Raw genomic sequence first — 23,080 nt, 5'->3', positions numbered from 1 at the left:
CGGTCCGCCACTTTCAGTCGCAGCGCGCGGCGACGTCTATGCGCTACCGCTCACGGACGCGTGTGAAGTTCTGTCTTATCGCTTATGGCTCAACGCTGTATGCTTGCCCGCGGCAACGCTTGCTCGGCCCGAGCGGCCAAATACCAGCGTGTCGGCGCTTCCGGACTGTCAATTCTCCTCAATTGAACCAGGTAAGTCATGAACAAGGTCTATCCCGACGCCAAGTCGGCTCTCGAGGGCGTTCTGAAAGACGGCATGATGATCATGTCGGGCGGCTTCGGCCTCTGCGGCATCGCCGAGACGCTGTCGGACGCGATCCGCGACTCCGGCGTCAAGGACCTGACGGTGGTCTCAAACAATGCCGGCGTCGACGGCATTGGCCTCAGCCGCCTACTCGAAACCCGCCAGATCAAGAAGATGATCTCGTCCTATGTCGGGGAGAACAAGCTGTTCGCCCAGCAATTCCTCGCCGGCGAGCTGGAACTCGAATTCAATCCGCAGGGCACGCTGGCCGAGCGCATCCGCGCGGGCGGCGCCGGCATTCCGGCCTTCTACACCAAGACCGGCGTCGGCACGCTGATCGCCGAAGGCAAGGAAGTGAAAGAATTCGACGGACAGAAATACCTGATGGAGCGCGGCCTGTTCGCCGACCTCGCCATCGTCCACGCCTGGAAGGGCGACACCGCAGGTAACCTCATCTATCGCAAGACCGCGCGCAACTTTAACCCGATGATGGCGACCGCCGCCAGGGTCACGGTGGCCGAGGTCGAGCATCTGGTTCCGGCCGGCGAACTCAATCCCGACCACATCCACACGCCCGGTCTTTTCGTCAAGCGCATCGTCGAGGTCGGAACGGCCAAGAAGCGCATCGAATTCCGCAACACCCGCCCGCGCACGGCAGCTTGAGATCAGGAGACTAAGATGGCCTGGACCCGTGAACAGATGGCTGCGCGCGCCGCGAAGGAACTGCGTGACGGCTATTACGTCAATCTCGGCATCGGCATTCCGACGCTGGTCTCGAACTACATCCCGGACGGCATGGACGTCAGCCTTCAGAGCGAGAACGGCATGCTCGGCATGGGCCCGTTCCCGTACGAGGGCGAAGAGGACGCCGATCTCATCAACGCCGGCAAGCAGACCGTGAGCGAACTGCCGTCGACTTCGTATTTCTCGAGCGCGGATTCCTTCGGCATGATCCGTGGCGGCCACATGGACCTGTCGATCCTCGGCGCCATGCAGGTGGCCCAGAACGGCGATCTCGCCAACTGGATGATCCCCGGCAAGATGGTCAAGGGCATGGGCGGCGCGATGGATCTCGTCGCCGGCGTCAAGCGCGTGGTCGTGGTGATGGAGCATTCGGCCAAGGACGGTCCAAAGCTCCTGAAGCAGTGCAATCTGCCGCTGACCGGCGAGCGCGTGGTCGATATGGTCGTGACTGACCTGGCCGTCTTCACCATCGACAAGCACGGCAGCGGCGGCATGGCGCTGATCGAGCTCGCCGACGGCGTCTCGCTCGACGAGGTCAAGGCCAAGACCGAAGCCGAATTCCGCGTCGCGCTGAAGAACACGTAAGGTCTTCGCAAAGGGGGCGCGCATGACGATACGGTCTGCGCGTCCCGAAGACGCCGATTTCATCGCACAAACCATCCTGTCGCCGCAGCGCGGCTACCGGCAGCGCGGCCGATAGATGCCACCCTACGGCGGCCGACCTTAATCGTGCGGTGTCGAGCCGCTCTTGCTTCGTTCGCCGCCCTAACTCGCAGCGTTCAAATTAGGCGCGGTCACCTCCGCGGGCGTCGTACCGACGAGCTTTTCATAAATCCGAGGATCGGTCGCGCCTTCGGTGTTGATGAGGAATATCCGTGCATTTGGGCCAAGACCAATTGAGGCCCGCAAGGCGGAATTGGAAGCCGCCTTTAGTAGAGCTGCGAGACCAACGCCGCCACTTTCGCCTGCGACAACTGGCAGGTCTCCGTCGGCCGGATTCGCCAGACGTTTCATCGCATTGACCGCGTCCTCATCATCGACAGTCATGAAAGCATCAGCTGCGCGCGAAAGGACGCGCCAAGCGATAAGCGACGGCTCATAGCACTCGAGCATTGCCATCACCGTCGATCCCTTATGCGCCACCTTTAAGGGACGTCCGATTCGGGCGCTTTCCAAAAGACACGCTGCACACGAAGGATCCACAACGGTGAAAAACGGACGGTCACGGCCTAATAGTATCGAGAAGTGTCCGGCAACGGCAGCGGCAAACCCACCAACGCCTGATTGAACGAAGACATGAGTCGGAGAGTCCGGCAATTGACGCAGGGCTTCGCTAAGTAGGGCAGTGTACCCCTGCATTACCAACCCGGGAATGCGCTCGTAGCCAGGCCACGAGGTATCAGATACCAGAGTCCAACTCTGTTCCTTCGCACGGCGGGTTGCCTCGGCAACTGAGTCGTCATAGTTGCCTTCGACTTGGACGATCTGCGCACAAAACCGAGCAATGGCCGCGATACGCTCATCGCTCACGCCTGAATGAACGAAGATGACGCATTGAGCGCCGACAAGTTGAGCGCCGTAAGCAACCGATCGGCCATGGTTGCCATCCGTCGCGCACGTGATCGTCATCCCTGCTGCCACCGCCCTCACTTCAGCCTTGTGTAAGTCGCGCACGTCGACATCGAGGGCGAATCGCTCACTTGCTTTCTCGAGCACCAAGCGGATCACGGCGTAAGAACCGCCTAGCGCCTTAAAGCTACCCAAGCCGAGGCGTTGACCTTCATCCTTGAGATGGATCGAAGTCACTCCGATTTCACGAGCAAGGGCAGTTAAGGAAACGAGGGGCGTTTCTTTGTGTCCCTCGCGATACCTGAGAAATCGCTCGACCTCTCGAGCGGCCGCGGCGCTCAATGTCTCGGCGTCTGATACGTCTAAAGGACCACGGTAATCCGTGTGCTGGTTGAGGAGAAACATAATCCGGGTTTATCACCTGGTTGATAGATCTGATGGAATTCCGATCGCCAAAGCCCCACATTTCCGAACGCTTATGCAAGACCACCAAGCTCGACGGCTGACCCGCTAACTAGGGGCGTACTCATAAGTTTCGGCTATGTTCGCATTGCTCCGATACCGCCACTTCTTCCGCAGCCCCAGCAACTGACCGGTGCTCCAATAAGCCACACGATTAGAGTCTGCCTATCGTCTACGTCAGGCGGAGTGTTACTCATTAACCTTGTTACATCGCCTCGTAGTTCGGACCGCCGCCGCCCTCCGGGGGAACCCAGGTGATGTTGCCGTTGGGGTCCTTCACGTCGCAGGTTTTGCAGTGAACGCAGTTCTGGGCATTGATCTGGAAGCGCGGGCCCGAACCTTCCTCGATCCACTCATAGACGCCGGCCGGGCAATAGCGATTCGAGGGACCGGCGAACACGTCGTGCTCGGAGGTCTTCTGGAGGTTCATGTCCGTGACCTTGAGATGGACCGGCTGGTCCTCCTCATGATTGGTATTGGACAGGAACACCGACGAGAGCTTGTCGAAGGAAATCTTGCCGTCCGGCTTCGGGTATGTTCTCGGCGCGTGGGTCTTGGCCGGATCGAGCGTCGCGCGATCGGGCTTCGCGTGCGACTGGGTGCCAAATAGCGAGCCGCCGAACAGCGTGTTGCACCACATGTCGAAGATGCCGAGCCCGGCGCCGATGAAGGTGCCGAACTTCGACAACAACGGCTTGGCATTGCGGACAGGATAGAGGTCCTTACCGACGACGGAATCGCGCCAACCGTTCTCGTATTCGACCAGCTCATCATTGGCGCGGCCCGCAGCGAGAGCCACGTTAACATGTTCGGCCGCGAGCATGCCGGTGCCCATGGCATTGTGCACGCCCTTGATCCGGGGCACGTTGACGAAGCCGGCCGCGCAGCCGATTAGCGCACCGCCCGGGAAGCTCAGCCGCGGCACCGACTGGTACCCGCCTTCGGTGATGGCGCGCGCGCCGTAAGCCAGCCGCTTGCCGCCTTCAAGCGTCGCGCGGACGGCCGGATGGTTCTTGACGCGCTGGAATTCGTCGAATGGCGACAAATAGGGGTCGTTGTAGTTGAGATGAACGACGAAACCGATCGACACCAGGTTCTCGTCATAATGGTAGAAGAACAGGCCGCCGCCGGTGTTGTTGTTCAAGGGCCAGCCAACCGCGTGCTGCACGAGGCCCTTCTGATGCTTGGCCGGATCGATCTGCCAGACTTCCTTGAGCCCGATGCCAAATTTCGGCGGCTCACTTTTGGTGTCGAGCGCGTATTTCGAGATCAGCTGCTTGGTCAGGCTGCCGCGCGCACCTTCGGCGAACAGCGTGTACTTGCCGAGCAATTCCATGCCACGGGTAAAGGAGTCCTTCGGCTTGCCGTCCCGGCCGATCCCCATGTCGCCGGTGGCGATGCCGCGCACCGCGCCATTGTCGTCATAGAGCACTTCGGCCGCGGCAAAACCGGGATAGATCTCGACGCCTAGCGCTTCCGCTTTGCGCGCCAGCCAGCGGCAGACATTGCCGAGCGAGCCGATATAGCAGTGATGATTGTCCATCAGCGGCGGCATGATGAAGTTCGGCAGCTTGATCGCGCTGGTCTCGGTGAACCAGAAGAAGCGGTCGTCCTTGACCTGCGTCTTGAGCGGACAATCGGAATCCTCGCGCCAGTCCGGGATCAGCTTGTCGAGCCCGGCCGGATCGATCACGGCGCCGGAGAGAATATGCGCACCGACCTCGGAGCCCTTCTCCACCACCACGACATTGAGATCGGCATTGATCTGCTTCAGCCGGATCGCCGCAGCCAGGCCCGAGGGGCCGGCGCCGACGATGACGACGTCGAATTCCATGGATTCACGTCGCGGCAGCGGCTCAGTACTCATGCTCCTACTCGGGTTGGGTAAATCGGACTCAATTGTTTATCATTATTGGCGGTCAGGACAACCCCGTGCGCAGTACAGCGAGCGCTTTCGCACGCCCCACTTTTTCGTCGAACTGCCCGACATCAGAGGTCGGTTATTCTCGACGCGGGGCGAGGGTCATGTACGCTTCGCCTCGAAAGCGCCAAAGCCCGAAGAGCTGCGTTTGGCCGGACAACCGTGATTCACACTCCCGTACTGGGGGCTCGAATCGTGCGCTACCGGGGGCACATGATGCCGCTGTGCAAATGATCTGTCTGCGTGCCTGAGCACGTACCCTGCATCAACTGGAATAGAAGCCAACGAATCGGACGGTCACGGGGCGGAATTGACCAGCAAGATTCATGCGCGAGTCGATACAAAAGGCCCGCCGGTCCGGCCTGCGCCGACCCCTGGCGAGGCTCACGATAATCGGCTTGCTGTAAAACTCCTGTCTCGCATAAAGCCTGGATCGATGCTGCTTGCGGACCGTGATTACGACGCCGATTGCATCAGAGAACTTCCTATGGGACGGGTGCACGGATCAACATCCCACCCAAAAGTAATCGCAGCGAGCCGATCTGTCTCGGTCCTTACCTTTATCGCGCCCACCATCGAGTTGAGCGGTTCTACAACAGGATTAAGCAATGCCGTTGGGTCGCCACGCGTTACGACAAACTTGCCGCCAACTAGCCCGTCTCGCTTCAATCAGGCTATGGCTCGGCGCTGATGAGTCTGCGCCGTCGCTTGGACATTCCCTTCTCTTCTGGATCACTTGGGCAGCAATTCAGCAAAGGACAACGTTGGTGCGGCTTCGAGATCTCGACAGGTCGGTCCCACAAAGCCAATCGAGGCGCTCTCACGTAGTCCGACATTTCGCCGGCACTGGAAACCGCTGGCACGTCGACGTTGGTGCATGGCTTGCCTCACCATCAACCGTGCGCAACCAAGCGGTGAAATCGATCAAAAAACATGCTATAGAGCTGAATTTAATCGTCAATTGATGCCTCCTCGCATTAATCACTCTCGATGATCCCTTACTATAATCATTCAGCGCTATCCACCTTTGTGGGCGTGTTTGGGGTCGGATAGGGCCGGCATGCCCTCTTACATCGGCGCCCGGCATTGGAGTAAGACATGTCGCGCCGTTCTTACCGACTCCGGATGGGTTCGTTCGCCGAGAGATCGTTTCGGAGTAGCAAGCGCCACCTGCAGCAACGGCTCTGGTTGCGGTACAGAGTGATGCGGTTAGGGTGCCATCTCGGTCGATTCGCGGTCCAGTCCAACACCGCGGACACACCAGTCCAAAATGAATCTGACACGAGGAACTCTTCAGCGCCGGCTCCAGTTCAGGCAGGTATCTGCCGAGAGGGCGCGATCTCGCGCTTATCCCGAATGACTAGAGCCTGGCATCGTAAGTCGACTCATCGTCTCTATGAGACAAGGGTGGCTCGTGGGGAGCCGCCTACCCGAACAGCTACTGGGCCATCCATCGCATGGGGCCTCGGCGGCCTATCGTTTTGCACTTGATCGAAAAGCACATGATTCCTGATTAACCATAGAAGGGCATTCGAGATGTTCTCAAAGAGTATCCGTCGTCAAATCATGAGCGCGGTTGTGGCTATAGCTGGTTTGATGACCGCTGACGCCAGCGCGCAAAGCGCGAAGAAAGTTATCAACGCAATGGCGCTGACCACTTATCCGCCGTTCGAATTCAAAGATGAAAAGGCTGGCAAAGTCGCGGGATTCAACATCGATGTTCTGGAGGCAATGGCAAAGAAGATCGGAGCGGAGGTCGCCTGGACGGAGACAAGCTACGCGCTCATGATTAGCTTTGCGCCGCTGAATACAAAGCGCGCCGACATTCTTTTGGGCACAATGGGTGACACACCCGAGCGCCGCGCCAATGCGAACTTTCTAGATTACGTATATTCAAACGAGATATTCTACACCTTAAGCTCAAAAGCTGAGGGGTTCGCGAACCTGGAGGCGTTATGCGGTAAGCACGTAGCGGCTACACGCTCCAGCCTTATCGAGATTCAGGGAATTGAGAAATGGAGTGCAGAGAATTGCGTCAGAAATGGCAAGCCGGCGGTCGAGGTGGTGCTCGGTGAGAACACGGCCCAAAACCGACTACTGGTGCAGCAAGGGCGCGCCGACGCCGCTATCACCGGTGAAGGCGTCATCGCGTATCAAAACAAGCTGGAGGGAAACCAGTACGCAGTCATCAGTAAGCCCATCGTCAAGCTGATGACCGGTTTCGCTTTCGCAAAGGATAATCTCCAGCTCGGGGAGGAGCTAAAAACGGGGCTCGCCGGGGTGATCGCCGATGGCACCTATGGACAGTTGCTGCGCAAGTGGGGCTTGACGGATCAGGCCAGTATTGGGCAGCCAACGATCAATGGTCAGCCCTAATCGCGACAATCTGGGTCGGAAGCCGTATTGCCGCCTGTACCGATGGGCCCGATAGACCCACTGTTGCGTCATCTATTTTGCTCCGTAGCCAGCGAGCGAACGAAGCGGGTGGCGCAACTGGTGGGCCTCTCGAGCGCGGCGATCAAGCGCTCGTCCTCGACCGAGCGCTTGCAAAGCCAAGAAACCGCCGTTGCTTCGTCCAGCATCGGCGGGCTTTCCGTCATGTGACGATCACGGGTTTGTGCCGCGTTTTCCCAGGCCAACCACCAGTGCGCTTGCATGGTCTCGGCGCCACAATTTAAGACGACGATGACGAGTTCGGAGTACCTTGCGCGGATAGACTCGGGGTTTTCTGCCTGAAGCTTGAACAGGAGTTCGCCGCTGGTCCGCCACGGCTCGGCCCCGGGGCGTTCGCGCAGCTGTGGCGTAGCCTTGACCAACGGGGTAACCGTTCGCTTCGGCTTCGCAATTGGCCTGTCGGTCTCGCGTCCCGCTCCGTCTTTCCACGCGATCGGCAAGCTCAACAACAGCTGTTCGGTCGATGGCATCGCAGTTGGTTGGATTGCTGGGGCGGCGTCGGTGACACTGACCAGCGGCTCCTGGACGGCTCCGACTCGCGCAGTAAGGCGAGCGGATCTAGGCCGGCACAGATTTCATTGACGCGGCCGGACGGGAGCCAGCCGCGATGTGAGGTCGCGAGGGCGCTGTGCGTTTCGTGGACACGCGTCCGTCGCGTTCCTTTCGTATCAATTGAACCATGGCTAAGCAGTTCACGAACAAGCGGGCCGAACGGTAACGTTTAGCCAGCAAAGCGATCGCTTCAAGCCCCTCGAATGGACGCTAGCCGACCATTCGGCGCACAACCGCGCCGTTCTTCTGCTCGACAATGGCCTGATCGTCCTTGCCGTAGGGCCACAGCACGTGACGACGATGTCAGCCTGTTCGTGACGTCCGTCAGAACGAGCGTCTGGACGACGCTACCCCGCGCCGTAGGACCGTTTGAGAAACAAGGTATCGGCCTCCACGAAACCGGGCGCAGGATCTGCCCAATCCGCTGAATTATGAACAGGGATGCCGCGTCGCAGAGGACCACACCCGGTCTGCGGCCTCCCAAAGTCGTATCAGCACATTTCTAGATCCACGCACGATTGCGACACCCCGCTGTCTGGCGATGAGGATTGCAGCGCAGCAGCCGCATCGCATGCTTCCGATGCAGGCCAGTAGTCGCAACGGACTGCTCGACAATACGGCCCTTTTCGACTCGGCTCGATGCCCTGTAGCGCCGCGTAAGCAGACTTCGACTCCCTGCGTGCGCCATACGGCTCATCGCTGCCGCTGCGCTCCCTTGCCAGTGGAGAGCAATTTACGCGACGCATCAACTCAGCATCAGGAGCATTTCTGGTGACGTAATGCCCGCCGTCAAATGGTTCCGCGCTGCATATTGTTTCGAGATGAACCATAGGCGTGGCGCAGGACTTCTATCATGAGACGTCCTCCGGGACGAGCGTCGGCGACACCGTCGCGGAAGCACTGGAAGTATAGCCCGCGCAGAGGTGACCGGGAACTGGTGATGCCCACCGTAGGGTATTAAGGCCCCTTTATCAGGTCCCGATCAGACGCGCCGCGGGCTGCGCGGCCCAAGGTCGCGCTAGGCGAACGGGATTGGTCGGCGCTCGATGCCGCCCGATTCTTCGGGCCAAGCTAACCCCCTCAAAATGCTACGTGCAAAGTAGGATGCTGATATGCCAAAAGAACACTGCGCGGTGAAATACGTCATGACCGACGACCTCAACGCAGGAATCATTCGCCAGTTGGCGCCTGTTTGCATGAACGAAAGGCTGCCCACTGCTAGACTTAGAATTGACCGTCGGTGAAGGTCAAAAGGGGTCGACCGTTAAGAGTTTCTCTCAACAAGAGACGGACCGCAGTATGACCGACCAATTCCTGTCCGTTCTCGGCGGGCGCGATAGCTCCGAAGCTGCCGCTCTCAAACAGGTATCCGCTACACCTCCAATGCTTCACCGTCCTGGTGCGGTGCGTTCCAATACGCGGCCTTTCGTCCGAAACGCGATTCTCGCGAGCGCTTCTCTTCAAGAACTCGCGGTAATAGGAGAATACCTTGAGCCGGTCGTTCTGAGAGAACGCATCGTGCTACAAGAACCCAAACGGCCCCTTGACCACATCTACTTCATAGAGGCGGGGCTCATCTCGCTGAGGATCGTCTCAGCGGGAAGCGTCCTTGAAACAGCGCTAATGGGACATCGGGGTGCGGTGGGCGCTTCGCTTTTAGCCGGAGGGCATCTTGCCACGCGTCAGTCTGTTGTGCTCGTTCCCGGAAGCGCGCACAGAATTCTTGTGGAGGATTTGGGGCGCGTCCTGCCTGAGTGCTCCGACATCCGAGAGCATCTTGTTCATTACGCTCAAGCGCAGAACTTGCATTGCGCTCAGACCGGATTGTGCGGCATTCGACACGATCGGGAAACCCGGCTCGCGTGCTGGCTCTGTTTGGCTAGTGACGCTCTGAATGCTGATATCCTCCCTATTACACATGACTACCTCTCTTCGATGTTGGGATTGCGCCGCCCTGGGGTAACGGAAACGCTGATCCGATTTGAACAACGGGGACTAATTCGCAAGACACGAGGCATGTTACACATCGAGGACAGGCAGCGCCTTGAGCACGCGGCATGCAGCTGTTACAAGCTGATTGCAGGAGCTTATGCTCCAACTGGCACCCCAATTTCTGCTATTGACAGCGCGTGCGGCGGCTTGGAATCTCAGTTCAGTTCGTTGTAGCGGCGGTCGTGAACGGGGCTATTGTATACTGCGGCACAGCCACATGCTTCAAGTAGATCTCTGTATGCAGGCGCGCGAGCGAGCAGGGTGGCGGAAGCCACAGGCGCGATGCGAAGCCCGACATAGCATCAATGGTCGCTCGAGCACTTCCAGTCTAATTTGAAGCGGTGAGGTAGTCCGGTAATCATCTGCCCGTCGAGATGACTTTCGAGCACGCATGCCGTCAGATCACTCCTATTGAAACGGCAATGGGGTGGGTGAGGCCTGGCTCCAGGGGACGCCAGCCGCATACATCAATAAGTAGCACTGCAGCAAGCATGGTCAGAGCTGGCCCCGCAAATTTGAACAGGAGGAGAAGTGGAGTTTCTGCCTGACGGCGGCGATAATCGCCGCGAACCGGAGAGACCATGAGCAGACGACCGCGCCGGAACCACACGCCGGCTTTCAAGGCCAAGGTGGCACTCGCTGCCGTGAAGGGCGACCGAACGATAGCTCAACTGGCTGAGCAATTTGACGTCCATCCCCATCAGATTATGGCGTGGAAGGCGCAGCTCGAGGGAGGAGCTTCCGAGGTTTTCGGATCTGGAAGTGTGACGGCCGCCGTGCCGGCTGTGGACGTAAAGTCGCTGCACGCCAAGATCGGCGAGCTGACGCTGGAGAACGATTCCTAAGAAACGGCAGCACCAGCTTTCGGCTCCACTGGCCGGAGAACAAACCCGAACGCCTTGGCACGCCGATGCAGATTGTTGACGACCCGCGTGCGGTAGCGCGTCTTGTAGGATGAGGCCCCCGGATCGACATACTCCATTCCGTGTCGCACCGCGTTGTAGAATAGGACTGCGATCTTGCGGGGCGTGGCGGTCACCGCCTTGGCCTTGCCGATGCGGGACGAGAGGCGCCTGTAAAAGGCGCCGAGGGCGGTGTCAGTGCGTCCGACGGTGACGGCAGCGAGGCGCAGAAGAGCCGCGGCCCGACCGCCGGATCGGCGCGTTCGTGACGAGAGCACTTTGCCGCCGGAGATCTTATTGCTCGGAGCCAACCCCAGCCAGGAGGTAAAATGCTTTGCACTTGGCCATGAGGTAAGGTCGTCGCCGCATTCCGCGATCAACTTCAGCGAAAGGTAAGGGCCGAGGCCGTCGATCATAGTGATGTGCTTTCCGAGCAATACGAACAGCGCCGCCCGGACGTCGAAAGCCAGAGCGTTCGCCTGATCGGTTCTGTTCCGACGCCGCGAGACTGGCGGTGCTGATCCATGATCACGACCCCTGTGGGTGCTGAGTTCCTTCAACACAGCTTCGATCCGGACATCGCAGGCAGATGCCTTCTCGCGATAGGCGTCGTAAAGGGCGAGTGCCTGATCGAGCGCAAACAGATGCTCGGCACGGTAGCTACCGGTGAGCGCCTTCGCGATCGTCTCGGCGCTGGAGTGGCAGCTGTAATGGCGTAAGCACGCCAGCGCCTCAGGGTCGCGCTCGCCGGCAAGGATCGCGCGAATGATGCCCAGGCCGGTCGCACCGGTGATGTCGGCCACAACGTGGTGGAGTTGAAGATTCATCTCAGTCAATGCTTTCTGCATATGCTGGATGTGTGAAGCCGCGTACTCCAGCAGACGCTCCCGCTGACGCACGTAGGCTCGCAGTTCGGCAATCTGCCCTTTGGGTCGAAAGCTGGCTCGCAGCAACCCGAACGAATGGAGCCGCTGCAGCCACTGCGCGTCGCTGACATCGGTCTTGCGCCCCGGCACGTGCTTGGCATCGCGCGCGTTGACAAGAAACACAGTGAACCCCCGTGCATCGAGAAGCTCGAAAATCGGGATCCAGTAGACACTGGTCGATTCCATGACGACGGTCTCGACGCCGCATTCTGTAAACCAGTCGACCAGCCGATGCAGATCAGCCGTGAAGGTACCAAAGCTGCGTACTGGCTCAGGTGCGCGATCTGCCCTGACGGCAGCCATGTGCATGGTCGCACCAACATCGATGGCAGCCGCGTTCGGGTGCACCATGGGCATCGTGCGGTCGGCCCTGGATTTCGATTTGTTGCGGTTCATCTCCAATCCTCCTGCTGACACGGCGGAAGGGCTGGGCTGCGCAATTTATTCAGATTCCTAAACGGGATCGCCGGGACGGCGTCACCACTCTCACGTACGCAACAGCCCATGGACCAGGTTTTTTAGCGGGGTCACATGCCACCAAAATCATATCGGCCGCTCCCTTCCGGCCGCAGTCTAGCGGCAATGCGTTTCTATCCCACAGGGAGCGAGCAGCGCTGAGACCAGTTTTTTAGAAGGTGCGCTCACCACGGCGGGATTGCTGAGCGCAAAGCGATGATCGACCGCGAGCACGATTTGTCGATCACGAAGCAAGCGGAAGTCTTGCAGATCAGCCGTGGCAGCGTCTATTACCTGCCGCGCCCGGTGTCGGACGCCGATCTCGCGGTCATGCGGCGTCTCGATCGGCTGCATCTGGAGTTTCCTTTCGCCGGTTCGCGGATCTTGAGAGGCCTGCTGGCTGCCGAGGGGTGCAAGATCGGCCGGCGGCATGTCAAAACGCTGATGCGGCGGATGGGGATAGAAGCGCTCTATCGCCGCCCCCGAACCACGAAGCCGGAGCCCGGCCACAAGATTTATCCGTATCTGCTGCGCGGCATGGAGATCACGCGTCCGAACCAGGTCTGGGCGATGGACATCACTTACATCCCGATGGCGCGCGGCTTCGTGTATCTCGCTGTCGTGCTCGATTGGGCTACCCGACCAGTATTGTCATGGCGGTTATCGATCACGATGGAAGCGGCCTTCTGCGTCGAGACCCTAGAGGATGCCTTGGCGCTGCACGGCCGGCCTGACGTCTTCAACACCGACCAGAGTTCACAGTTCACCGGTGCGGACTTCACCGCCGTGCTCGCCGGCAACGGCATCGCCATCAGCATGGACGGCAAAGGGGCTTGGCGGGACAACGTGTTCGTCGAGCGGTTGTGGCGCAGCGTCAAGTACGAGGAGGTGTATCTGCGGGCCTACGAGACCGTCAGCGAGGCGCGCGACTCGATCGGCAGATATCTCGACTTCTACAATCGCCGCCGTCCCCACTCGAGCCTTGACGGCAGCACACCTGATCAAGCCTACTTCACCCCACTGCCAATCCGCTTGGCAGCCTAACCCCGGCAGAGGCTCCACTTATCAACGCGGAGATTCTGTTCAGACAACCGGGACCAGCTCAGTCATATTGCATCGCTTCCTCGCGCTAATCGTATGCTTCCGGTGACGCTTTCAATTACCCACAAATTCTCCTCCGACCAGGGCGCCTATCGCGATGTCGGTGAGGCGCGACAGCCCGCGCCACATGACCGTATTGCCGGGAGGCGGATCGCTGGCGCGGGCGAGATAACTGCCGAGCCGGGCGATCTTGATGAGATAGTGCGAAAGCCTCTTCTGTCTCGCTTTGGGTTTGTCGTTGACGAGGCGGTCGGGCACGCCGATTTCGGTCGCGGTCAACGCGAGGGTTGGCGGCGCGTCTGGAGCGGAACGGTTGAGCATCGTCATCCAGAAGACCCGCCAACTCAGGATGCAAAAGAGCGACATCAGATTGATCAGACGCTGGGCGGTCCTAAGCTTCGACTCCTCAGCTTTGCAGCCTGATTTGAGGATTTTGTCGAACACCTCGATCTCCATCTCAAAGCATACCATTCGAGCTTCTCAATGGCGTCGGTGCGGGAGCTGACTGGCAGATCTGCGATCCTTCCACTCGATTTTCTTTCTGTTCTTCGGCGTCACGCGCTCTTCGGCATGGACCACTGTCAAGGTCAGCGCGGGAGAGCGCTTCTGCTTTCCGATCGGCGGCAAGACGCGAATCTTCGATATCTGATCTCCAGGACGGCGTCATCGGGATCGCCGTTGCTGTTTCTGACGTCTGTGCAATGCAGTCCTTTGACCGCGACCTCGTCCATTTCGTCGGCGATCGTGTGATCTCCATCGCCAGCCAAACGGTTAACGCAAGTCCTAATCACGGAATGCGCTCCAGCTTCTCGGACCGCGCAGAACAGCTCATAGATGTCGCTCGCGCGATCACCGACATGAACGCATCGTCCCAGATCGCCAAGCAACTCCGTGGATTGCCGGACATTGTCCAGCCACCGAATGCTCTCCTTCTTCTCGATAGGAACGCGGGTCGGATTGATCTTCTTCTTAAGTGCGGCGATCCCCTTGAATTTCTTCCGGGTCCAAAATTTGACGGCCGTCAGTCCAAGCGGCAGCCCATCGGTTGTCACCGCCAGGCTCGAGTGCATCAGGATGCCGCAAACCGTGTGCGATCTCAGGCGGCCCCTTGTCCCGGCCGCTGTTTATGCTCTTGGTGATCCCGATCGCGTCTGGGTTCTCTCTTTGATAGCTGAACTCGGTCGTATCATGGAGCACTAGAAGTCGGTGGCAATCGTGCGCTCACGCGCCGATTGAAAGTGGCCGGCCAGAATGTCCGCCTCACTGACCCGGTCGTTGATACGCAGCCTCGGTATTGGCTCAGTCCTGGCACACCAGCGGAATACTTTCGCCCATGGCGCTCCCGATCTGCGCTACCAATTTGCGGAGCCGCTTGTTCAGGTGCACGTCGGCAAGGCTGCAGCCAGCGAGCTCGCGATCAAACCATACGCCGGCTTCTTCGTCCATCCGCACCGCCCCCAGCGAATCGGCGCCAGACAAGGAATCAGGTCGATTCCTGCGTTGCAATGGTTTATGCGCTCCCTCAGCCCGTTCGACTAAATGTGGGTAATTGAAAGCCGGTGAAGCCCGGTGAAGGCCGCCTTGCCGAGTGAGGCGTGTTGTTGAGAACTGTCCTTATGGACAGTGATAGGCGCAGTGCCCAAGTCGAGCGGCTCGAAGTAGCGGACACGGGCCGGCGGCGGCGCTGCTCCGAGGACGAGAAGCTCAAGATCGTCCTGGAGAGCTTACAGGCGCCGCGCCAAGTCGCGGCAACGGCGCGGCGGCATGGCGTTTCGCGCTCATTGCTACTGCGGTGGCGACTGTCGTATCGGCCTGAGCCGAAGGATGCCGCCCGTCAACCTGGCTTCGTGCCGGCGATGGTGATCGCGGAATCAGGTCTGACGCCTTGCCCAGTCGCGCCGGCCAGCAACGGCGGGACGATCGAGATCGAGTTTGCGGCCGGGGCTCGGATGCGGATCACGGATGCGGTCGACGCGGCGACGCTGAAGGCAGCCGTGGCGGCGCTCGCAGATGGGCGCCTACGGTGATCCCCATTGCGTCGGGCGTGCGGGTGTGGATTGCGACCGGCCACACCGACATGCGTCGCGGCATGAACTCGCTGGCCTTGCTGGTGCAGGAAGCGTTCACGCGAGACCCGCACGGGGGCGACCTCTATGTGTTCGGACTGGGCATGTCGCTTTATGCCAAGCGGCTGGAGCGCGGCCGCTTCCTGTGGCCATCGCCGGCTGATGGCGTCGTGACAATTACCGCAGCCCAGCTTGGCTACCTGCTGGAGGGCATCGACTGGCGGATGCCGCAACATACCTGGCGACCGCAGGCGGCCGGCTAATCGCTGGGATTTGAATCGGAGGCGCGATCAGCCGTTCGGACAGAGATCGCGTCTTGTGATTCTCTAGTCGGCATGGGCACTGATGATTCTCTTCCGGACGATGTGATCACGCTGCAGGCGATGCTGCGCGCCGAGCGAGTGGCCCGCTTGGCCGCGGAAGCCGAGGCCCAGACCGGGACTTTGCTGATTGAGAAGAAGCTGCGGCACGAGCAGTTCGGACAGTCCTCCGAGCGAGGCGCATTGCTGGACCAGCTCGAGCTACAGCTCGGACCTGGAGGAGAACGCGGCGCAAGCTGAGACTGCGACGCAGATGGCAGCCGACAAGATTACGATGCCATCGTTCGAGCGCCGCAAGCCGGCCCGCCGTCCGCTGCCGGCGCATTTGCCGCGGGAGCGCATTGTCTATCCGGTGCCTGCCACCTGCCCATGCTGCGGCGACAGCCGATTGCGCAAAATTGGCGAGGACGTGACCGAGACGCTGGAGCTCGTTCCGCGCCGGTGGAAGGTGATCCAGCATGTGCGCGAGAAGCTCGTCTGCCGGGCCTGCGAAGCGATCACCCAACCGCCGGCTCCTTCGCACCCGATTGCGCGCGGGCGTGCAGGGCCCAAGCTGCTGGCCCATGTCCTGTTCGCCAAGTATGGCCTGCACCTGCCGCTTCATCGTCAGAGCGACGTCTACCAGCGTGAAGGTATCGACCTCGAGGTATCGACGCTCGCGGACTGGGTAGGTGCCTCCGCAGCAAGCCTGATGCCTCTGGTCGATGCGATCCGGAGCCATGTCTTCGCAGCCGAGCGCATCCACGCCGATGACACCACGGTGCCAGTCCTGGCCAAGGGCAAGACCCGGACCGGACGGCTCTGGACTTACGTGCGCGACGACCGGCCGTTTGCCGGCCCAGATCCGCCGGCGGCCGTGTTCTTCTACTCGCCCGATCGTGGCGGTGCGCATCCGGAGCAGCATCTGGCAGGCTATGCCGGACTGATGCAGGCTGACGCCTACGCCGGCTCCGTACCATGCCCATGGTGCACCCGAACGCGGCTGCCATCGATGTTGGTGCGACTATGCACATGGCTGCCGTAGGAACTGATCACGCACGTGAGGCAGTTCGCAGTTTTTTGCACCTTCACGGCCGATCTCGATCAACTGGTAAAGTGATTTGTGGAATGCGGAGCCGAGACCGTCGTGATGGGATCGACCAGCGTCTACTGGATTCCAATATTCGAGCTTCTGGACGCTCGGGGATTTACCGTGTTTCTTGTCAACGCGCGGGATGCCAAGCACGTGCCGGGGGCGAAAGACCGATGTTAGCGATGCGCAATGGCTGCAGCGGCTCCATTCATTCGGGTTACTGCGAGCCAGCTTTCGGCCCAAAGGGCAGATTGCCGAGCTGTGAGCCTACGTGCGTCAGCGCGAGCGTCTGCTGGAGTACGCCGCTTCACACATCCAGCATATGCAGAGGGCCTTGATGGAGATGACTCTTCAGCTGCACCACGTCGTGACCGACATCACCGGCGGGACCGGCCTGCGTATCATACGCGCGATCCTTGCCGGCGAGCGCGATCCTGAGGCGCTCGTGCTTGCGCCATTACAGTTGCTCCAGCGCCGAGACGATCGCGAAGGCGCTCACCGGAAGCTACCGCGCCGAGCATCTGTTTGCGCTCGCCCTTGCGCTTTTCGACGCCTACCACGAAACGGCATCTGCCTGCGACGCCCGGATCGAAGCCGGATTGAAGGAACTGAGCCTCCACCGCGGTCATGGCCATGGACCAGCCCCGCGACTCTCGCGGCGTCGGAATCGAACCGATCAGCCGAACGCTCTCGCTTTTGACGTCCGCAGCGCTGTTCGCGTTGCTCGGAAAGGACATCACCACCATCGACGGCCTCGGTCCTTACCTCTCGCTGAAGCTGATCGCTGAATGCGGCGACCACCTCTCTTCGTGGCCAAGTGCAAAGCATTTTACCTCGCGCGGCTCACGTATAGAAATTGTATTCAGCGCGCCTAACGATAACTGATGCGTACGAAACGAACGATTACGAGCCGCTATGGTACAGATCGTACCCTTGTGAAGCGATTACATCACGCTTGCACAACGCACGCTCGCTTCTGTCCGTTTCGTACGAAGTTTCCGTGCCGCTGAGTAATGCAATCTGTCAACTTATCAATGCGAGCGGCGGAATGGTCCGCACCGCGACGTCACCGGTGAAATTCATCGGCGGTGTTCGAGGAAGGCCCTGTAGGTCGTGAATGATTGGGGGCGAAGGTGGCTGATCTCCTTGAAAGCGAGACTAGTCATTCTTGGGTTGAACAACTGGAGGGTGTTTTTATGAAGATGGCGAAGAGCCTCTTTCTAAGTTCGGCAGCGGGTCTGATCGCTATGGGCGGAGCGCAGGCGGCCGATCTCCCCGTCAAGGCCAAGGCGATCGAGTACGTCAAAATCTGCTCCTTGTACGGCGCTGGGTTCTACTACATCCCGGGCACCGACACCTGCATCAAGCTCGGCGGCTACCTGCGTGCTACAACCATCTTCGGCTCAAACGGCGTTTGGGGAGCCGCAACCAGCGGCGTTGCTGGCGCGCACAACCGCCTCAGCAACTACTACACGACTCAATCCCGCGCCGACCTTGGCATAGATACCCGTACCGCGACCGAGTATGGTGTCCTTCGCACCTACGCTGAGCTGGCCTTCACTTGGACTGCGGGCGGCTATGGCGGCGCCGGCACAACCGCCATCAACGGCTCGACGGCCTACAATGGAATTAACCCTGCAGGAAGCAGCAGCGGTTCGATTTCTGGGGGTTCGCTCACTGTTTACTACGCGTTTATGCAGTTCGCTGGCTTCACCATCGGTAGAGCGCAGTCGCAGTTCTCTTCACCTTGGACCAACTATCCAGGAAACGGGTTTGATGGCCTGCCTGGCGGCGGTGGTTGGGAGGCTGTTAATCAGTTTGCCTATACTGCTGACTTTGGGCAGGGCATTACGGCGAGCTTCTCGGCCGAGGACCAAGTTTCTCATAGTACGACAAACATTTGGAACGTGACCGGTGCGACTGCCGCAGGTCTTGCGACCGGTACATACGGAGCTGGCGACATCGGTGGTTCGCGGTCTCCCGATCTCGTCGCCATGCTACGTGTCGATCAGGCTTGGGGACTTTTCCAAGCATCGGCCGCCGCGCACGACAACCACACTGGTTATTACGGTGCCGATGAAACGACAGGGCACCCCGGTGACAAGTGGGGCTGGGCCGGCCAGCTTGCATTGTCAATCAAGAACATTCCGACCGGTCCCGGTGACACGATTAACGTCCAAGGCGTCTATACAAACGGTGCAACCGCCTACAATTTTCAGCAGTATGCTCCCTGGACCTTTGCGATGTACAGCGGTACGGGCCTCGCAGGTGCATACCAGAGCGTGGGTATTGCTGGTCTCTCTGACTCCGTTTTCGTTGCGGGCGCTGGCCAACAGTTAACCACGAGCTACGGCTTCAACGGTGCCTATACCCATAATTGGAACCCCTACTGGAACTCCTCTATCTTCGGCGGCTTGGGTGCTGTGCGGTACAACAGCACGGCCAAGGGTTACCTCTGCGGCGCATTCGTCGCAACTCTCGCCCTGTCGAGCGGCGCGGCTGGTTGCAACCCCGACTTCAACTATGCGGTAGTCGGTGTGGCCACTCGCTGGAATCCTGTCAAGAATCTGACCCTCTCGACCGAGCTTGTTTACGCGATGCTTGACCAGAAGTACGCGAGCGGAAGCACGGTCACCTTGCCGGTGCAGTCCGGTATCGCCAAGCCCGGCGGGGTATACGAACTGAAGGATCAGCAGAGCCTTCAATTGATGCTGCGCGCTCACCGCAACTGGTAAGTTTCTCTATATCTTAGCAGAAGGAGACAAGACCGGCTCAAATACATCTAAGTAGACCTCCAAGAAGGCCTCCGGCATGCCCGCCGGGGGCCTTTTCTAAATTCGGACTGAGCTTCGCAGGCCAGATTTCGACCGACTACACTTTCATAGGACCTGGCGCACGTGATGACGTAAAGGCGCAGGCCGATCGCCCACGAGAGCTAGTAGATACCAAGGCGACTGGGGCCAAAGCCGGGAGGTCACGTGAGCGCGAAACCTCATCGTCTCGGCATCCTTCTGATAGCCGAGCATCCATTGTTCAGCACATGACGATGAGAGGCAGTACTAGAGCGCCAGGTTTCGGCGCCCTTGAAATGAGCCGCCGTCGCGGAGAGCGGCGCGACCGGCAGCCCCAGCCGAGGGCAGAGCCTCAGAAGACGCACGTCGGGCGCAAGACGCTGCGGCGCGGCAATGAGGATGGAAGTGCAGCGTCAATCAGGAATGAGAGAGCTTCGCCGGGCTCGTGAAGCAGGGAGGGCGTAGCCCGACCGGAGTAACGAGCCCGGCGACCGCGCGATCGAGCGGACCGCGCCGTCTGATCATCGCGGCTGGCCGGTGATCGATGTTTCTCTCGCCAAAGAGGACTCACCCGTTGCCGGGCGGCCATGTCACCGATCACAAGATGAGGCTCCAAATGGAGTTCCGTTAAACCAATTCGCCGCCACAGGCGGCCGCGAAGGCATCGTTCAGTGCGTTGACCGCTTATCGACTCGAGAGAATCTGCGTCTTCCGTCGCAAAGGAAGTCTCCGCGGCAAAGGCGCCGGCCGGATGCCTTGTCCCACGTCGTCGGCCTCGAGGTCATGCCGATGCTGAAGGCGGGCTCCCCGCGTGGCGGCGCGTGACATCTTCGACGAGGTGCTCAGACCCGTTCCTGAGCTGGCCGCAGGAATCCGCCGCACGCTTCGACCGGCGGATCCGCGCCTGGCGGGCGATCCACGTCGAGGAGTGGTAGCGCCGCGGCCCTTTAGATTGTCTGTGCGCGATCTTGGGAGCACCGTTAGAAGAGTCATCTTCTGCAAGGGTGCTCATAATGGACGACCATTCGGACGACATAAGACGACCATTGACACAGCGTATCGAAGTGTACGCCGGCGCAGGCCATAAGCAGTGGCCGGATGATTTGAAGGCCCGGATTGTCGCGGAAAGCCTTGAGCCGGGCGCGGTTGTAACAGATATCGCACGCCGGCATGGCTGCCGGCCACAGCAGGTGCATGACTGGCGGCGCCGGGCGCGTTTAGGTCAACTGGTGCTGCCAGCTGCGGCGGGTGCACTGTCGTTTGTGCCGTTGGTGTCGGAATCGTCGCCATCGGCGGCTGCCGCGCCCTCCTCATCGCCGGAAGCAGCCGTTGTGACGGTTGAGCTCCAGGGGGCACGAGTTGAGGTGCGAGGGACGCCTGGACTTGCCGTGCTGAGTGATGTGTTTGTTGCGTTGCGCCGGGCACGTTCATGCTGACGGCTCCCGCTGGCCTCATGATTTACGTTGCGACCCGACCTGTAGACTTCAGGAAGGGCGCGGATGGTCTGGCGCTGTTGGCGAAGGAGACGCTGGGCCACGATCCGATGAAGGGCGTGGCGGTGGTCTTCCGTGCGAAGCGCGCTGACCGGGTGAAGATCGTGGTCTGGGATGGTAGTGGCCTCGTGCTGTATTGGAAGTTGGCTTGAGGGCAGCGCCTTCAAGTGGCCGCCGGTCGTTGACGGCGTCATGCGAATGAACGCCGCGCAGTTGTCCGCGCTTCTGGCCGGCATGGATTGGACACGCATGCATGCGCCTCGAATCCCGCAGCCGAAAGCGCTTGCGTAGGATGCGTGTTTCGCGGGATCGTGAGCACAGATTTCACCGCATCGTGAGCAACGATTTCAGAGGATCGTGAGCAGCGATTTCAGGCGATCATGAGCACCGTTTGGCGGTGCCGGACGCTTCGGCCGACAACTCAACCGGACTACGGGTTTCTCATTCAACCAATGAGGAAGCCTGATGCCTACCCAGAGATTGTCGATGCGCCGGATCCGAGAAGTTCTACGTTTGAGGCATCAGGGCCTGACCGAGCGCGTCATCGCGCGGACGTTGGGAGTGAGCAATGGTGTCGTGCATGGCTACGTGCGTCGCGCCCGCCTTGCCGGGCTGAGCTGGCCGCTGCCGGAGGGCATGGATGACGAGGGCCTGGAGCTGCTGCTGTTCCCGGCGCCAAAGGCTGCCTCGCAAAGCGACCGACGACCGTCCCCCGACTGGGTTTATGTGGAGAAGGAGCTACGCCGGCGCAGCGTGACACGCCTGCTGTTGTGGGAAGAGTATCGCGCCGCCAATCCAGACGGCTTTGGCTATACCTGGTTTTGCACGACTTTCGAGGCCTGGAAGCAGCGGGCGCAGCCGAGCATGCGTCAGACCCACATCGGTGGGGAGAAGGTGTTCGTCGATTTCGCTGGCGACACCATCGACATCTTCGATCCCATCACCGGCGAAGTGCGCGCCATGAAGCTGTTCGTCGCGGCGATGGGGGCCTCGAACTACACCTACGCCGAGGCCTGCCCAAGCGAGAGCCTGTCCGACTGGATCGGCGTGCATGCCAACCTGTTCAGGTATCTCGGCGGCGTGCCGAAGTTCGTGGTCTGCGATAATCTCAAGGCCGCCGTGACCAACCCCGATCGCTACGATCCCGGGATCAACCGAACCTATGCCGAGATGGCCGGTCATTACGGCACCGCGATCCTGGCGGCGAGGCCGAGGCGGCCAAAGGACAAGGCCAAGGTTGAGGTCGCCGTCCAGATCGCCCAGCGCTGGATCCTGGCCCGCCTGCGCAACCAGCGCTTCTTTTCCCTGGCGGAGCTCAATACCGCCATCCGCGGGCTCGTCGTCGAACTCAACGCCCGCCAGATGCGCGGCTTCGGCTCCAGCCGGACCGAACTGTTCGCCGAGATTGATCGCCCCAGGTTGAGAGAACTGCCGGACCAGCCCTACGTCTTTGCGCGCTGGAAGCGTTGCCGCGTCGCGCCCGACTATCATGTCGAGATCGACGGCCATTGGTATTCCATCCCTTATCGGCTGATCCGTGAACTCGTCGATGTCCGCATCGCCGACAAGACCATCGAGGTCTTCCACAAGGGACAGAGGATCGCCAGCCACGCCCGCGCGCCCAACCGGCGTGGCCACACCACGATTGCCGATCATATGCCGAGCGCCCACCGCCGCTACGGCAAATGGACGCCGGGAGGATTGATCGCTGCCGGCGAGAAGATCGGTCCCTCTGCCGCGGCGTTTTTCCAGGCCGTCATCGCGGCCCGGCCGCATCCCGAGCAAGGCTTTCGCACCTGCCTCGGTATCCTGTCGCTGGCCAGGAGCTACGACCATGCGCGCGTCGATGCCGCCTGCCGACGCGGCATCCTGATCAAGGCTCGCTCCGTCGCCTCGATCCGTTCGATCCTCAAGAATGGCCTCGATCGCGCTTTTCTCGACGAGACGTCCGACCACCAGCCCCTGCGCCACGGCAACATCCGCGGTCAGGGCTATTTCCACTGATAGGGAGACCC

The 23,080-nt window shown here is 60.3% G+C and carries 17 protein-coding genes and 7 pseudogenes; 16 read left to right on the top strand and 8 right to left on the bottom strand.

The window, feature by feature from the left end:
• Positions 1-198: 198 nt before the first annotated feature.
• Entirely contained in the window at positions 199-906 is a 708-nt protein-coding gene (locus IVB54_RS32780; protein ID WP_018453837.1) for a CoA transferase subunit A, read from the top strand.
• A gap of 15 nt (positions 907-921) precedes the next feature.
• Positions 922-1,572 (top strand): CoA transferase subunit B, encoded by a 651-nt coding sequence (locus tag IVB54_RS32775; protein ID WP_007596236.1) that lies wholly within the window; start codon positions 922-924, stop codon positions 1,570-1,572.
• A 180-nt stretch (positions 1,573-1,752) separates the two neighbouring features.
• Here IVB54_RS32775 and IVB54_RS32770 read toward each other — a convergent pair whose 3' ends face one another.
• Together IVB54_RS32770 and IVB54_RS32765 are read right to left on the bottom strand one after the other, a co-directional pair.
• A complete protein-coding gene (locus IVB54_RS32770) occupies positions 1,753-2,961 on the bottom strand; it encodes a diaminopropionate ammonia-lyase (protein WP_247776727.1) in 1,209 nt (402 codons plus the stop codon).
• Positions 2,962-3,223: 262 nt separating this feature from the next.
• On the bottom strand, positions 3,224-4,885 hold the full coding sequence (locus IVB54_RS32765) for an electron transfer flavoprotein-ubiquinone oxidoreductase (RefSeq protein WP_247776725.1): 1,662 nt from the start codon (positions 4,883-4,885) through the stop codon (positions 3,224-3,226).
• A gap of 251 nt (positions 4,886-5,136) precedes the next feature.
• On the opposite strand from IVB54_RS32765, the pseudogene IVB54_RS32760 reads away from it, so the two are divergent.
• Both IVB54_RS32760 and IVB54_RS32755 read left to right on the top strand, forming a co-directional pair.
• Positions 5,137-5,643, top strand: a pseudogene (locus IVB54_RS32760) (IS5 family transposase); the annotation flags it as partial.
• A gap of 832 nt (positions 5,644-6,475) precedes the next feature.
• Entirely contained in the window at positions 6,476-7,315 is an 840-nt protein-coding gene (locus tag IVB54_RS32755) for a transporter substrate-binding domain-containing protein (protein WP_247776724.1), read from the top strand.
• 68 nt (positions 7,316-7,383) lie between these two features.
• On the opposite strand, the gene IVB54_RS32750 is transcribed toward IVB54_RS32755, so the two are convergent.
• Positions 7,384-7,521: a hypothetical protein gene (locus tag IVB54_RS32750; RefSeq protein ID WP_247776722.1), complete on the bottom strand. Its 138-nt coding sequence runs from the start codon at positions 7,519-7,521 to the stop codon at positions 7,384-7,386.
• A 25-nt stretch (positions 7,522-7,546) separates the two neighbouring features.
• A pseudogene (locus IVB54_RS32745) lies at positions 7,547-8,642 on the bottom strand (ISNCY family transposase).
• Between the two features lie 602 nt (positions 8,643-9,244).
• Between IVB54_RS32745 and IVB54_RS32740 the strand changes: the two are divergent.
• Together IVB54_RS32740 and IVB54_RS32735 are read left to right on the top strand one after the other, a co-directional pair.
• On the top strand, positions 9,245-10,111 hold the full coding sequence (locus IVB54_RS32740) for a Crp/Fnr family transcriptional regulator (RefSeq protein ID WP_247776720.1): 867 nt from the start codon (positions 9,245-9,247) through the stop codon (positions 10,109-10,111).
• Between the two features lie 407 nt (positions 10,112-10,518).
• Positions 10,519-10,776: pseudogene (locus tag IVB54_RS32735) on the top strand (transposase); the annotation flags it as partial.
• A 2-nt stretch (positions 10,777-10,778) separates the two neighbouring features.
• Here the strand turns inward: IVB54_RS32735 and IVB54_RS32730 are convergent.
• Positions 10,779-12,161 (bottom strand): IS110 family transposase, encoded by a 1,383-nt coding sequence (locus IVB54_RS32730; RefSeq protein WP_247776718.1) that lies wholly within the window; start codon positions 12,159-12,161, stop codon positions 10,779-10,781.
• A 222-nt stretch (positions 12,162-12,383) separates the two neighbouring features.
• Here IVB54_RS32730 and IVB54_RS32725 point away from each other — a divergent pair.
• Positions 12,384-13,265, top strand: a pseudogene (locus tag IVB54_RS32725) (IS3 family transposase); the annotation flags it as partial.
• Between the two features lie 111 nt (positions 13,266-13,376).
• On the opposite strand, the gene IVB54_RS32720 reads toward IVB54_RS32725, so the two are convergent.
• The 3 genes from IVB54_RS32720 to IVB54_RS32710 all read right to left on the bottom strand — a co-directional run bounded on the left by IVB54_RS32720 (position 13,377) and on the right by IVB54_RS32710 (position 14,768).
• Entirely contained in the window at positions 13,377-13,766 is a 390-nt protein-coding gene (locus IVB54_RS32720) for a hypothetical protein (protein ID WP_247776711.1), read from the bottom strand.
• A 143-nt stretch (positions 13,767-13,909) separates the two neighbouring features.
• A complete protein-coding gene (locus IVB54_RS32715) occupies positions 13,910-14,392 on the bottom strand; it encodes a hypothetical protein (RefSeq protein ID WP_247776710.1) in 483 nt (160 codons plus the stop codon).
• A gap of 229 nt (positions 14,393-14,621) precedes the next feature.
• Positions 14,622-14,768: a transposase gene (locus tag IVB54_RS32710; RefSeq protein WP_247776708.1), complete on the bottom strand. Its 147-nt coding sequence runs from the start codon at positions 14,766-14,768 to the stop codon at positions 14,622-14,624.
• A 170-nt stretch (positions 14,769-14,938) separates the two neighbouring features.
• On the opposite strand from IVB54_RS32710, the gene IVB54_RS32705 reads away from it, so the two are divergent.
• From IVB54_RS32705 to istA, 9 genes and pseudogenes are all read left to right on the top strand, one after another.
• Positions 14,939-15,349, top strand: a complete 411-nt coding sequence (locus tag IVB54_RS32705) for a transposase (protein ID WP_247776706.1) — start codon at positions 14,939-14,941, stop codon at positions 15,347-15,349.
• Positions 15,346-15,651 (top strand): IS66 family insertion sequence element accessory protein TnpB, encoded by a 306-nt coding sequence (gene tnpB, locus IVB54_RS32700; RefSeq protein WP_247776705.1) that lies wholly within the window; start codon positions 15,346-15,348, stop codon positions 15,649-15,651. Before IVB54_RS32705 ends, tnpB (IVB54_RS32700) begins: the two co-directional genes overlap by 4 nt.
• A gap of 120 nt (positions 15,652-15,771) precedes the next feature.
• Positions 15,772-16,657, top strand: a pseudogene (locus IVB54_RS32695) (IS66 family transposase); the annotation flags it as partial.
• Between the two features lie 756 nt (positions 16,658-17,413).
• Positions 17,414-17,665 (top strand): hypothetical protein, encoded by a 252-nt coding sequence (locus IVB54_RS32690; protein ID WP_247776703.1) that lies wholly within the window; start codon positions 17,414-17,416, stop codon positions 17,663-17,665.
• 311 nt (positions 17,666-17,976) lie between these two features.
• Complete coding sequence (locus IVB54_RS32685; RefSeq protein WP_247777546.1) at positions 17,977-19,515, top strand: porin; 1,539 nt, start codon at positions 17,977-17,979, stop codon at positions 19,513-19,515.
• A gap of 601 nt (positions 19,516-20,116) precedes the next feature.
• Positions 20,117-20,501 (top strand): annotated as a pseudogene (locus IVB54_RS32680) (IS21 family transposase); the annotation flags it as partial.
• 84 nt (positions 20,502-20,585) lie between these two features.
• Complete coding sequence (locus IVB54_RS32675) at positions 20,586-21,008, top strand: transposase (RefSeq protein ID WP_247776701.1); 423 nt, start codon at positions 20,586-20,588, stop codon at positions 21,006-21,008.
• Positions 21,002-21,356: pseudogene (tnpB, locus tag IVB54_RS32670) on the top strand (IS66 family insertion sequence element accessory protein TnpB). Before IVB54_RS32675 ends, tnpB (IVB54_RS32670) begins: the two are co-directional and overlap by 7 nt.
• 174 nt (positions 21,357-21,530) lie before the next feature.
• Positions 21,531-23,069 (top strand): IS21 family transposase, encoded by a 1,539-nt coding sequence (gene istA, locus IVB54_RS32665; RefSeq protein ID WP_247776700.1) that lies wholly within the window; start codon positions 21,531-21,533, stop codon positions 23,067-23,069.
• Positions 23,070-23,080 lie beyond the last annotated feature (11 nt).

Source organism: Bradyrhizobium sp. CW1 (assembly GCF_023100665.1).
Lineage (GTDB): Bacteria > Pseudomonadota > Alphaproteobacteria > Rhizobiales > Xanthobacteraceae > Bradyrhizobium > Bradyrhizobium canariense_D.
The sequence above is the reverse complement of the archived record's forward strand: the minus strand, read 5'-3'. Positions and strand labels throughout refer to the sequence as shown.

Excerpts from the sequence above, each read along its gene's own strand:
- IVB54_RS32780 (WP_018453837.1), top strand. The coding sequence starts at position 199 with ATGAACAAGGTCTATCCCGACGCCAAGTCGGCTCTCGAGGGCGTTCTG.
- IVB54_RS32775 (WP_007596236.1), top strand. The coding sequence starts at position 922 with ATGGCCTGGACCCGTGAACAGATGGCTGCGCGCGCCGCGAAGGAACTG.
- IVB54_RS32770 (WP_247776727.1), bottom strand. The coding sequence starts at position 2,961 with ATGTTTCTCCTCAACCAGCACACGGATTACCGTGGTCCTTTAGACGTA.
- IVB54_RS32765 (WP_247776725.1), bottom strand. The coding sequence starts at position 4,885 with ATGAGTACTGAGCCGCTGCCGCGACGTGAATCCATGGAATTCGACGTC.
- IVB54_RS32755 (WP_247776724.1), top strand. The coding sequence starts at position 6,476 with ATGTTCTCAAAGAGTATCCGTCGTCAAATCATGAGCGCGGTTGTGGCT.
- IVB54_RS32750 (WP_247776722.1), bottom strand. The coding sequence starts at position 7,521 with ATGCTGGACGAAGCAACGGCGGTTTCTTGGCTTTGCAAGCGCTCGGTC.
- IVB54_RS32740 (WP_247776720.1), top strand. The coding sequence starts at position 9,245 with ATGACCGACCAATTCCTGTCCGTTCTCGGCGGGCGCGATAGCTCCGAA.
- IVB54_RS32730 (WP_247776718.1), bottom strand. The coding sequence starts at position 12,161 with ATGAACCGCAACAAATCGAAATCCAGGGCCGACCGCACGATGCCCATG.
- IVB54_RS32715 (WP_247776710.1), bottom strand. The coding sequence starts at position 14,392 with ATGCACTCGAGCCTGGCGGTGACAACCGATGGGCTGCCGCTTGGACTG.
- IVB54_RS32710 (WP_247776708.1), bottom strand. The coding sequence starts at position 14,768 with ATGGACGAAGAAGCCGGCGTATGGTTTGATCGCGAGCTCGCTGGCTGC.
- IVB54_RS32705 (WP_247776706.1), top strand. The coding sequence starts at position 14,939 with ATGGACAGTGATAGGCGCAGTGCCCAAGTCGAGCGGCTCGAAGTAGCG.
- IVB54_RS32690 (WP_247776703.1), top strand. The coding sequence starts at position 17,414 with ATGGACCAGCCCCGCGACTCTCGCGGCGTCGGAATCGAACCGATCAGC.
- IVB54_RS32685 (WP_247777546.1), top strand. The coding sequence starts at position 17,977 with ATGAAGATGGCGAAGAGCCTCTTTCTAAGTTCGGCAGCGGGTCTGATC.
- IVB54_RS32675 (WP_247776701.1), top strand. The coding sequence starts at position 20,586 with ATGGACGACCATTCGGACGACATAAGACGACCATTGACACAGCGTATC.
- istA (WP_247776700.1), top strand. The coding sequence starts at position 21,531 with ATGCCTACCCAGAGATTGTCGATGCGCCGGATCCGAGAAGTTCTACGT.